9 protein-coding genes, 1 tRNA gene and 1 pseudogene are annotated in these 10,745 nt (G+C 69.6%); 4 read left to right on the top strand and 7 right to left on the bottom strand.

The annotated features are described in order from the left end of the window. The 3 genes and pseudogenes from acnA to ACFWF3_RS10335 form a co-directional block, all read left to right on the top strand. Positions 1-305 (top strand): annotated as a pseudogene (acnA, locus tag ACFWF3_RS10345) (aconitate hydratase); the annotation flags it as partial. Positions 306-436: 131 nt separating this feature from the next. Further along, positions 437-1,006 (top strand): helix-turn-helix domain-containing protein, encoded by a 570-nt coding sequence (locus ACFWF3_RS10340; RefSeq protein ID WP_358072240.1) that lies wholly within the window; start codon positions 437-439, stop codon positions 1,004-1,006. Positions 1,007-1,023: 17 nt separating this feature from the next. Then, positions 1,024-1,099 (top strand) — tRNA-OTHER (locus ACFWF3_RS10335). Between the two features lie 69 nt (positions 1,100-1,168). Here ACFWF3_RS10335 and ACFWF3_RS10330 read toward each other — a convergent pair. Then, complete coding sequence (locus tag ACFWF3_RS10330) at positions 1,169-1,669, bottom strand: MarR family winged helix-turn-helix transcriptional regulator (RefSeq protein WP_379313382.1); 501 nt, start codon at positions 1,667-1,669, stop codon at positions 1,169-1,171. A gap of 65 nt (positions 1,670-1,734) precedes the next feature. On the opposite strand from ACFWF3_RS10330, the gene ACFWF3_RS10325 reads away from it, so the two are divergent. Further along, positions 1,735-2,229, top strand: a complete 495-nt coding sequence (locus ACFWF3_RS10325; RefSeq protein WP_378995291.1) for a cupin domain-containing protein — start codon at positions 1,735-1,737, stop codon at positions 2,227-2,229. Positions 2,230-2,304: 75 nt separating this feature from the next. Here ACFWF3_RS10325 and ACFWF3_RS10320 read toward each other — a convergent pair whose 3' ends face one another. The 6 genes from ACFWF3_RS10320 to ACFWF3_RS10295 form a co-directional block, all read right to left on the bottom strand. Beyond that, entirely contained in the window at positions 2,305-6,141 is a 3,837-nt protein-coding gene (locus tag ACFWF3_RS10320; RefSeq protein ID WP_379313380.1) for a type I polyketide synthase, read from the bottom strand. A 47-nt stretch (positions 6,142-6,188) separates the two neighbouring features. Next, positions 6,189-7,235, bottom strand: coding sequence for a ketoacyl-ACP synthase III family protein (locus ACFWF3_RS10315; protein WP_379313378.1), 1,047 nt, complete (start codon positions 7,233-7,235; stop codon positions 6,189-6,191). 32 nt (positions 7,236-7,267) lie between these two features. Beyond that, positions 7,268-8,080, bottom strand: a complete 813-nt coding sequence (dpgD, locus tag ACFWF3_RS10310; RefSeq protein ID WP_379313376.1) for an enoyl-CoA-hydratase DpgD — start codon at positions 8,078-8,080, stop codon at positions 7,268-7,270. Further along, entirely contained in the window at positions 8,077-9,393 is a 1,317-nt protein-coding gene (gene dpgC, locus ACFWF3_RS10305; protein ID WP_379313374.1) for a (3,5-dihydroxyphenyl)acetyl-CoA 1,2-dioxygenase DpgC, read from the bottom strand. The genes dpgD and dpgC overlap by 4 nt, the downstream gene beginning before the upstream one ends. After that, the gene (gene dpgB / locus ACFWF3_RS10300) at positions 9,390-10,061 is read right to left on the bottom strand and encodes an enoyl-CoA-hydratase DpgB (protein ID WP_378995349.1); all 672 of its coding nucleotides are present in this window, start codon (positions 10,059-10,061) and stop codon (positions 9,390-9,392) included. Before dpgB ends, dpgC begins: the two co-directional genes overlap by 4 nt. A gap of 48 nt (positions 10,062-10,109) precedes the next feature. Further along, positions 10,110-10,745 (bottom strand): 3-oxoacyl-[acyl-carrier-protein] synthase III C-terminal domain-containing protein (locus ACFWF3_RS10295; protein WP_379313373.1); only part of this gene is annotated, 636 nt, incomplete at its 5' end.

Here is a 10,745-nt window from a genome sequence, read left to right as displayed (position 1 = left end):
CCGAGTCGTTCGAGCGCATCCACCGCTCCAACCAGATCGGCATGGGCGTTGTGCCGCTGCAGTTCCCGGCCGGGCAGTCCGCCGCGTCGCTGGGCCTGACCGGCACCGAGACCTTCGACATCGCGGGCATCACCGCCCTCAACGAGGGTGTCACCCCCAAGACCGTCAAGGTCACCGCCACCGCCGAAGACGGCAAGGTCACCGAGTTCGACGCGGTCGTGCGCATCGACACCCCCGGTGAGGCCGACTACTACCGCAACGGCGGCATCCTGCAGTACGTGCTGCGCAACATGATCCGCGGCTAACTGCTCGATCCGGTGGCGTGACATCGTGAGATGTTGCGCCACAAGGGCATTCGTGTGCCCATGAATAATGCGACAGCCCCCGTCTCGGTTCGCCGGGGCGGGGGTCCGTGTATCCGCTAGTTGGAGGAATCATGCCCAAGGTCAGCGACGACCACCTCGCCGCGCGCCGCAGCCAGATCCTCGACGGTGCACGACGCTGCTTCGCCGAATACGGCTATGACGGCGCCACCGTGCGCCGCCTGGAGGAGGCCATCGGCCTGTCCCGCGGTGCGATCTTCCACCATTTCCGTGACAAGGACGCGCTCTTCTTCGCCCTGGCCAAGGACGACGCCGAACGCATGGCCGAAGTCGCCGCCAACCAGGGCATCGTCCAGGTGATGCGCGATATGCTCGCCCGCCCGGAGGAATTCAACTGGCTGGGCACCCGCCTCGAGATCGCGCGCCGAGTCCGCACCGACCCCGAATTCCGCGCGGGCTGGACCCAGCGTTCGGCCGAACTGACCGCCGCGACGCTCGCCCGCCTGGAGCGTCGCAAGGCCGCCGGAGCCCTGCGCGACGACGTCCCCACCGACGTCCTGCTCGGCTACCTCGACCTGGTTCTCGACGGCCTCATCGCCCGCATCGCTTCGGGCCACACCAACGAAAACCTTTCCGCCGTACTGGATCTCGTCGAAGCCTCGGTGCGGCGCAAGGAATCCTGAGTTAGGCTCGGCGTGGCCATGGAGTAGTTCAGCAGGTAGAACGCCGACTCCACAGGACGGATGTCGCGGGTTCGATTCCCGCCTCCATGGCCACCGAACTTTCCCCGATTGCGCACGGCGGGATCACCACGGGGCGCCCTTTCCCCGGCCGGGATCGGCGGGTCAGCTCGCCCAGCCATCGAGCAGGGTTCGCGAGATCCGGTCCAGGGCGGCCCGATCCGCGGACGTCAACACCGACAGCATCGCCGTCTCGTTCTCGGTGTGCGCCACGACCACCGTGTCGACCAGCGCCCGCCCCTCCTCGGTGAGCGCCACCCGCACGGCGCGACGATCCTCGCGGTCGGCGATGCGGCGGACCAGGCCCGCCGCTTCGAGCCGGTCGATGCGGCCGGTCATCCCCGCGCGCGACAGCATCAGAGTGTCGGCGAGCACCGACGGGTTGAGCTCGAAGGGCGAGCCCGAACGACGCAGTGCCGCCAGCACATCGAACTCACCGCGCTGCAAACCGTGTGCGGCGAAGACGTTTTCGATCCGAGCCATGGCGATGTTCATCAGCCTGCCGAGCCTGCCGAAGACCGCCATCGCCTCGAGTTCCAGCTCGGGTCGCTCCCGCTGCCACTGCGCCGTGATCGCATCCACCACGTCCGGTTCGCGTTCATCCATGGACACGATTCTATTCGCTGGGATATAGTTCGGTAGCGAATTATCAACCGACGAACGGAATGGTCATGACGAACACCCGCGACATCGCCCTCTGCCTTCCCGAGGATGCCGAGACACTGGGCACCGAGAACGTGCGGATGCGCCTGCTCACCGACGCGAACGCCAGCGACGGCGCGGTGAGCACCCTCGAGGTCACCATGGCGCGGGGTGCCGACGGCGCCGCTCCGCACTTCCACACCCGTTCCGACGAGCTGTTCTATGTCGCCGACGGCGAACTCCAGGTCATGGCGGGCGATCGCATCCTCACCGTCGGCGCGGGCGGCTCGCTGGTCGTCCCACGGCAGATGCCGCACGCCTTCGGCGCCACCCCGGACAGCGGCGCGCGCATCCTCATCGCCCTGATGCCCGGCGTCGAACGCTTCGAGTACTTCCGCCTGCTCGATCGGCTCATCCACGGCACGGCGACCCATGAGGAATTCGTCGCCGCCCAGGAGGAATTCGACAACCACTTCGTCGACGCGCCCGCGTGGTGGGACGAGCGCAACGCCCACCGGGTTTGAGCCGTGGCGCAGAACGCGGCCCTTGCCGCCGTACCGGGCCTGATCGAGGCATCGGCACGGCGGCAGGACACTGATCTACGCCGTCAGCATCTCCGTCAGATGATCGGCGATCGCGACAACGGTCGGCTGCTGCCAGAAGACGGTGGCCTGCAACTTGTGGCCGAACCGCTTCTCGAGCTTCTTGCGAATGGTCACCGTCATCACCGAATCGAGTCCCTGTTCCAGCAGCGGACGGCGCGGATTCAGATCCGCCGGATCGGGCAAGCGCATCTCGGCGGCGATCGTGCCCGACACCTCCGCCGCGATCAGCTCCCGCACCTGCTCGGTGGTCAGGTTCTCCAGCGACAGCACCGGACCGGACAGGGCCGAGCCTGCCGCTGAATCGTCCTCGGCCGGACGGTCGATGACCGGATACTCCATTCCGGCGACCCGGGCGATCACCGTGCCGTCCGTCGACGCGACCAGCCCGTCCACGACATCGGTGCGCTTCGGATCCAGGGCCACCTCGATGATCACCTCGTCGGCCGGCTCACCGGCACAGCGCACGTCATCGATCTGGACCACCATCCGCAGGACCGGCTCGCCGCCGAACGCGGCGGGCGCGATCGACATCACCGCATCGAGTACCGGTGCCCAGGTGGCGCTACCGCCTGCCGCGACGCGCACTCGCGCGCGCACCACGTCGGCGCCCAAGAGCAATTCCTCGACACGCCACTCGAACCCGGTTTCGGGCACCCCGACCGCGGCCAGTCGCTGGTGGACCACGCCCGGTTCGACCGGGAACATCCGGCGCGCCGCCGGGTCGTCCAGGGCCGTGGGCAGCGGCACCCCGGCTTCGACCGGCACCGAGGATGCCTCGGCGTGGATCAGCCAGGCGGCTTCCTGCTCGGGGTCCTCACCCGGTGTCCGTGAAGCGATCCGCAGCAGCCCACGATCCGGATCGTGCACGACCTGCACCTCACGCTCACCGTCGGTCAGCAGGGGATGGCGCATCGCCACCCCGGCGAGCTCGATCGCGGCGTCACCGAGCACACCGGCCTGCCGGAAGGTCTCGACCAGCACGGCGGCGGGGACGATCTCGGCGCCGTTGAGCGCGTGGCTACCCGGATAGGGGCGGTTCTCGTCCACCAGCACCGTGTTCCAGATCCGCAGATCGCTGCCCGCGACGGTGCTCGGGGTGCCGAGCAACGTGTGCGAGGCCGCGGCGTGCCCCTGGCCGGGGACCCGACCGGCCACCGAGGGGGCGTGCCACAGCCGACGTCCCTGCCACGCGTAGCCGGGCAGATCCGCCTGTGCCGCGGGCGGCTGCAGGCGGTCCAGGTCGACGAGCAGTCCCCGGCAGTGCACGGTGCCGAGCGCGGCCAGGAAGGCCTGCTGCTCCGGCACGTCGCGACGCAGGGTCGTGCCGACGAACGCGTCGTCGATTCCGCTCTCGCCGAGCGTTTCCCGAATCGAGTGGGCGACGACCGGGTGCGGCGAGATCTCGAGGAAGTCGCGGAATCCGTCGGCCAGCGCGGCCTCGACGGCGCCCGCCAACCGCACGGGATTTCGCAGGTTCGCGACCCAGTACTCGGCGTCGGCCGCCGGTTCGGCACGCGCGTCGAGCAGCGCGGTCGAGTACATGCGCACCGAATGCGGGCGATAGTCCAGGTCGGCGCCCGCCGCCGCGAGCTCGGCGAGCAGCGGGTCCATGTGCGGACTGTGGAACGCCACATCGGAGGCGACGCGGCGCACCCCGATCCCGTCGTCGGGCCACTGCGCGAGCACCTCCTCGATCGCGCTCGGGTCACCGGAGAGCACACTCGACACTGTCGACGACGCAATCGCGGCGACCAGATCTGTTCTGCCGCGCAGCTTTTCGTCGGCATCCTGCAACGGCATCGTCACCATCGCCATCGCTCCGTTGCCCGCGACCCGGCGCAGCAGGATCGAGCGCCGGCAGATCAGCCGGGCGCCGTCGGCGAGCGGCAGCGCCCCGCTGGCCACGGCGGCCGCGATCTCACCGACGGAGTGGCCGATGATGGCGTCCGGGGTCACCCCGTACGCTCGCCACATCGCGGCCAGACCCGTCTGCATCACGAAGATCATGGTCTGGATCCGGTCGACGCCGTCGATCTCGTCATCGATCAGTACCTGTCGCGGCGAGAAGCCGATCTCGGCCAGGAAGATCGGCTCCACCTCGTCGACCACCGCCGCGAACTCGGGCACGGCGAGCAGCTCGCGCCCCATTCCGCGCCACTGTGAACCGTGTCCGGAGAAGACCCACACCAGGCCCTTACCGAATTCGGCGGCCACGGTTCCCGTCACGACGCCGGGGTCCGGCCGTGCGGCGGCCAGTTCCCGCAGTCGTGCGATCAACTCGTGCTCGTCGCGGGCCACCACGGCCGCGTTGTGGTTCAGTCGCGACCGGTGATGGGACAGGGTGCGGCCGACGGCGTCGAGCGGCACCGCGCCCGCCCGGTCGCTGACCCACTCCGCGAGCCGATCCGCGTACGCGCGCAGGGCTGCATCGGAGGCCGCCGAGAGCGGAAACAGCCGGAGCCCGTCGAGCTCGGTCCGCGGCGGCGCGACCGGTGGCACGGGCGCGGCGGGCGCTTCCTCCAGCACCAGGTGCGCGACGGTGCCGCCGTAGCCGAAGCCCGAGACGCCCGCGCGCCGCGGACTGCTGCCCTCGGACCACGCGGTGTGCTCGGTGGCGAGCCGAATACCCGAAGTGTCCCAGGGGATCTCCGGATTGAGCTCGGTCGACAGCGGCGTGCGCGGGATCTCGGCGTGCCGCAACGCCAGCACCGTCTTGATCACACTGGCCACGCCCGCGGCCCCCTCGAGGTGGCCGATGTTCGATTTCACCGACCCGATCAGGCAGGGGTCGCCGACCGGACGCACCGATCCGTACACCGAGGCGAGCGCCTCGGCTTCCATCGGGTCGCCCAATCTGGTGCCGGTGCCGTGCGCCTCGACGAAATCGACTGTGGCCGGGTCGATTCCGGCGTTGCGGCAGGCCCGCGCCATGACGTGGGCCTGTGCTTCGCCCGACGGCGCCATGATCCCGTTGGTCCGGCCGTCCTGATTCACCGAACTGCCCCGGATGAGCGCGAGCACCTCCTCGCCCGCGCGCTGCGCGCTGTCCAGGCGGCGCAGCACCACGACGCCGCAGCCCTCGCCACGGCCGTAACCGTCGGCCGAGGCGTCGAAGGCCTTGCTGCGGCCGTCGGGGGCGAGCGCGCCCGCCGCGTCGAGGGTGATCGTCTGGCCGGGGGTGACGATCAGGTTCACCCCGCCCACGATCGCCAGATCGCAATCACCGTTGCGCAGGCTCTGGGCGGCCAGGTGCAGCGCCACCAGCGAGGCCGAGCATGCCGTGTCCACCGCGATGCTCGGTCCGCGCAGATCGAACGAGTGCGACAACCGGTTGGCGACAGCGCAGGTCGCCGCGCCGATGCCGGTCCACGCCTCGATGCTGGCCAGGTCCTCCAGCATCAGCGCACCGTAGTCACCCGTGCAGACGCCGACGAACACACCGGTCTCGCTGCCCGCGAGTTCTCGCGGCGCGATCCCGGCCTGTTCGAGCGCATCCCAGGTGACCTCGAGCAGCAACCGCTGCTGCGGGTCCATCAGCGAGGCCTCACGCGGGGAGATGCCGAAGAATTCGGCGTCGAAGCGCTCGATCTCGTCGAGGAAGCTGCCTCGGGTCACGGTGTTCTGGATGGCGGTCGCGAATTGTGGTGTGCGGTGCCGATATCGCGACCAGCGCTCCGGCGGTATCTCGCCGTAGGTGTCGCGCCCGGCCGAGAGCAGTTGCCAGAAGTCGGCGGGGGAATCGACGCCGCCGGGGAAGCGACAGCCGATGCCGATCACCGCCACCGGATCGACCGGGGTGTGGGAGGCGGTGTCGGAGACAGGGTGGGACATAGCGTTCTCGTTCCTGGATGCGACGGACGTGGGATCGGGATGGACGCTCACGCGGTCCACCCCGGATCACGCAGAACCTTGATGACCGCGGCCGACAGCAGCACGCCGGGCGCCGAGCCGAACAGCAGCATGTACTGACCGGGCCCGAGTTGACCCGTGGTGATCAGATGCTCGAACGACAGGATCTGGTCGCTGGCCGAGCAGTGGCCGATGTCGCGCCCGAATTCCCAGGTCGACATCTCCATGGGCAAACCGAGCGGCACCATGCACCGCTGTTCGGTGGCCTCGCGCGAACAGTTCAGGAACGCGACGCGGGCGATGTCGCCGAGCTCGATGCCCGCATCGGCGAGCGCCTGGCCGACCACCACCGGGATCTGCTCGCGCACCCGCGCCAAGGCCGCGCCCAAGGGCGAATCGGGCGCTGCGGCCACCTTGGCGGTGATCTCCTGCAGCCGGGCGAAGAAGTCGGGCGACTTCCCGAGCGAGACACCGGGCGGGAACATCGGTTCACTGGCCCGGTGGATCTCCTCGGCTTCGGGAATCGAGGTGTGGCACACCGACAGCAGCTGGGCGAAGCCGTCGGTCTTGCTCAGCACCACCGCGGAGGCGGCGTCACCGGCGACGAACAGCGCCGACATCTGCCACCGGTCCATCAGCGGGGTGCCGAAATTGTCGGCCGCCACCAACAGCGCGGTCCGCCGGTCGGGATCGGCGCGCAGGTAGTCGAATGCCATCGACAGGCCGGCGAACATGCCGTTGCAACCCTGCCGGATCTCCAACGCCGGGATCGGCCCGACGAGATGACGTTGCAGGTAGGGGTGCGGCAGCCAGCCCTCCGGGCCTTGCAGCCAGGTGCTGGCGTACAGCAGCAGATCGAATTCGTCGGCGGCCAGACCGGACCGTTTCACCGCGACTTCCGCAGCGCGCAACGCCATCTCCGGGGCGGGGATCGGACCGGCCACCGCCGCGCCGCCGAGCTCGTGGATCTCCGCGGTCTCGGCGGAGTACAAGCCCTGTGCGACAGCCTGTTCGGTGGTGACGGTCGAGGGGAGGAACGAGCCGAGGGCGGCTATGTAGGTATCGGGTGTTCGCATGAAGATCCTCAAGCAATCGAGTCGGTCTGGTCCTACCGTCCGGTCCAGTGCGGTAGACGTTTCTCGGCGAAGGCCAGTGGGCCCTCGGTCGCGTCGGCCGAGTCGGCGCGGACGCGCTCCCACGGGTAGTCGGCCTCGAAGGCGGCGGGCAGTGGCAGATTCGCCGACAGCGCGGCGGATTCCTTGATCGCACGAATCGACAGGGGCGCGCAGGCGAGCACGTCGGCGGCCCAGCGGTCGGCGCACGCGTCCAGTTCCGACTCGTCGACCACCTCGTTGACCACCCCGAGCTCGTAGGCCCGGGTGGCCGACATCGGGCGGCCGGTCAGCAGATGCCCCATCGCGACGCGGTAGGGCACCTGCCGGGGCAGCCGGAAGACCCCACCCGCGCCCGGGATCAGCCCCAGTTTCGCCTCGGGGAGCCCGAATCGGGCGTCGGTCGACGCGATCACGATGTCGCAGGCGAGCGCGAGCTCGAACCCACCGCCGAGCGCGTACCCGGACACCTTCGCGATGATCGGTTTCGCGAAGGAGAAGCGTTCGGTCAGCCGCGGATACCCCGGCTTTCCCGCGCTGCCGAACGAGGACCGGGTCGGGGCGCCGTCGCCGATCCGCTCGGCCAGTTCCGTCAGGTCCTGCCCGACCGAGAACGCCCGCCGCCCCGCCCCGCTCAGCACGACGGCCCAGATGTCGTCGTCGGCTTCGATGTCGTCCCAGATCTCGGCCAGCTCGGCGTGCATGGCGCGATTCATCGCGTTGAGCACCCGCGGCCGGTTGAGTTCCACGGTCGCGAGATGGCCGTGCTTGCGGTACTCGACGGTGCTCGACGGCGCCACGGTGGTCATCGCGGCGCCTTGCGGTCGAACCGCTCGGTCTTGGCCATGACGTCCGGGGAGTACAGCCGCAACGCCTGGTGCAGCGCGAATTCCGCCAGATAGCGGCGGAACACGTCCTGTGGTTCCTCGGCGACGACCAGCATGTGCTTGTTGGCGACCACGGCGGGCGAGGCGAGTCTGGCTGCGGCCTTGCCGATTTCGAGGTCCATGTCGGCCGGTTCGGCGACGGTGTCGATCAGCGACCGCGCCTCCGGTTCGGTCGCCCAGATCTTGCGGCCCCACAGGATCACCTCCCGCGAGAGCCGGAAGTTCGCCGATCGTCCCAGGCGCAGGTTCGCGACGCCCGGGATGATGCCCTCCTGCGCGGCGGGCAGGCTGACGTAGCTGTCGGTCGCCGCGATGACCCGATCGAAGACCATGAGCAGCTGTGCTCCGCCCCCGATCGCGAACGAATCGACGGCCGCGACCCAGGGTTTGGTGGTCGGGACGGCGGGCCAGCGCGCCGCGTCCTCGGTGTGTCCGCGCAGGATCTTCGCGATGTAGCCGGTCTCGCGTCCGAGCAGGAAGTCGAGGAAGGAGATCTTGCCCTGGTGCAGGTGGGCGAGATTGATGCCCGCGCTGAAGACTCGGCGACCGCGATAGCGTGGATGGTCCATCACGCCGCCGCGGACCACGCCGACCCGGGTCTCGGGGTCGAGCAGTACCAGGTCGACCGCGGTTTCCATATCGGCGACGTGCTGGTTGTCCTCGGCGTTGAGGCACTCGGTGTTGGTGATCGTGATCGTCGAGGTGCTGCCGCTGCGCTCGAGGCGCGCGGCAGGCAGTGTGATCGAGCCGGTGGCGCGGAAGTCGGCGAGCAGGTCGAGGGCGGCCTCGGTGGGCGCGCGCATCGCGTCGAGCAGGTGATTGCCGAGGACCGGGTCCGCGAACACGGCCTGGAAGAAGATGCCCTGATCGATCTCCCAGCCCTCTTTCGCCGGCTGCGCCACCGCGGCGTCGGCGTGCACCTGCGCGGTGCTCGGGAGCAGGCCGGGATACAGCACAGTCACGGCCGCGGCGAGCGCGCTCAGCCGAAGACCTCGCCGCAGGTCATCGGTGGCCGTTCCGTAGACGACAGCGAGGTGCCGTCGCAGGAACTGCCGACGCAGGCGGCGCAGCACGTGGTGCGCGGCCGCGGCCGCGGCGGCCGCCGTCTCGTCCCGGTCGGGAACCGGTCCGAGCGACTCCAGCAAGGCGGCGTGTTCGGTTGCCGCAGCACGTAATTCGGCCATGTCGTAGTCGAGCTGACCCACGATCGTGCGCGGGGTGATGACGATGGTCACGATGCCGCCCGTTCACGTCGCAGCGCGCGGTCCGAGGCGGCCAGATGCGCGCCGAGCGCGTCTTCGAACCGGGTGCTCGGCGCGTCGAGCAGCAACCTGCGCCGGATCGCGATCTCGATTCCCGAGACCGCGCCGAACAGCGCGGCGCCCGCGGCGATCGAGTCGGCATCGGCGCCGGGTTCGATCACGGCGTCCACCAGGCCGCAGTCTCTGGCCCGCTCGGCCGACAGCGCCCTGCCGAGTACCGCCAATTCCCGGGCCGGACCACCGCCGGCCTGACCGGCCAGCCGGTAGACCGCCATCGCGGGCCACACCCCGCCGTCACTCGCCGCCAGCTCGAAGACCGTGCCCGCCGCCATGATCCGGTAGTCGGCCACGAGCAGGAGCTCCGCGGCGGGCCCGTACGCGTCGCCGTCGACGAGGGCGATGACCGGCGCGGGGACCTGTTCGAGGCGGCGCAGCGCGCCTTCCCATTTGTTCACGTCGCCGACGCTGACCGGGCCCGGCCAGGCGAATCGCGCACCCGGTGCAGCACCGCCGATGCGCAGGACCACCGCGCACTCTCCCCCGGCCGCCGACGCGTCCTCGGCCCGCACCGCTGCCGCGAGCACGCTCGCGGTCAGTTCCGGTGCGAGCGCACCGTCGGCTGCCACCTCGGTGGTGATCATCTCAGTCACGAATTGCCTTTCCACAGCATGGTTTTCGCCCTTCGGCGCTCAGAACCGCAGCAGCGCGGTCTCGATCTGCGATCCCGGACCCATCGTCATGAGGACGCAGTAGTCGCCGGGCGCCACGCGCCCCTCGGCCAGCAGCCGCTCATAGGAGAACAGAAACGATCCGCTGGACAGATTCCCGAAATCGCGCATGACGCTCACGGTGTGGCGCAGGTCGTGCGTGGTCAGACCGAGGTTGATCTTCACCGCGTCGATCACCTTCTTGCCGCCGGAGTGCACGATCCATTGGGCGATGTCCTTGCGCCGGAGCCCGGCGTCGCCGAGTAGTTCGTCGACGACCCGCTCGACGTGGGCGCCGACCTCGTAGGGAACCTCTTTGTCGAGATAGAAGCTGAACTTGCCGGCATCGTCGTCCCAGTCGTAGCGCATCGCGTCCACCGCCCGCGTGATCATGTAGCTGGCGCGCCCGATCAGTTGTGGCGCACCGGATCGCGTGTCCGTGCCGGCGCCTTCGTAGGATTCGCCGGTGCTGATCGCGAGGGCGGCGGCGCCGTCGCCGAACAGGCTGTTCACCACGGCGGTCCGCATCGTTCCGTCGAACACGTAAGCCGCCGAACATGCTTCGGAGCAGGCGAGGACCGCCAGCCTGCCCGGGTTGGCGGCCGACCAGGAGGCCTC

It is taken from the genome of Nocardia sp. NPDC060220 (genome assembly GCF_042727815.1).
Taxonomy (GTDB): Bacteria; Actinomycetota; Actinomycetes; order Mycobacteriales; family Mycobacteriaceae; genus Nocardia.
The sequence above is the reverse complement of the archived record's forward strand: the minus strand, read 5'-3'. Positions and strand labels throughout refer to the sequence as shown.

Excerpts from the sequence above, each read along its gene's own strand:
- ACFWF3_RS10340 (WP_358072240.1), top strand. The coding sequence starts at position 437 with ATGCCCAAGGTCAGCGACGACCACCTCGCCGCGCGCCGCAGCCAGATC.
- ACFWF3_RS10330 (WP_379313382.1), bottom strand. The coding sequence starts at position 1,669 with ATGGATGAACGCGAACCGGACGTGGTGGATGCGATCACGGCGCAGTGG.
- ACFWF3_RS10325 (WP_378995291.1), top strand. The coding sequence starts at position 1,735 with ATGACGAACACCCGCGACATCGCCCTCTGCCTTCCCGAGGATGCCGAG.
- ACFWF3_RS10320 (WP_379313380.1), bottom strand. The coding sequence starts at position 6,141 with ATGTCCCACCCTGTCTCCGACACCGCCTCCCACACCCCGGTCGATCCG.
- ACFWF3_RS10315 (WP_379313378.1), bottom strand. The coding sequence starts at position 7,235 with ATGCGAACACCCGATACCTACATAGCCGCCCTCGGCTCGTTCCTCCCC.
- dpgD (WP_379313376.1), bottom strand. The coding sequence starts at position 8,080 with ATGACCACCGTGGCGCCGTCGAGCACCGTCGAGTACCGCAAGCACGGC.
- dpgB (WP_378995349.1), bottom strand. The coding sequence starts at position 10,061 with ATGATCACCACCGAGGTGGCAGCCGACGGTGCGCTCGCACCGGAACTG.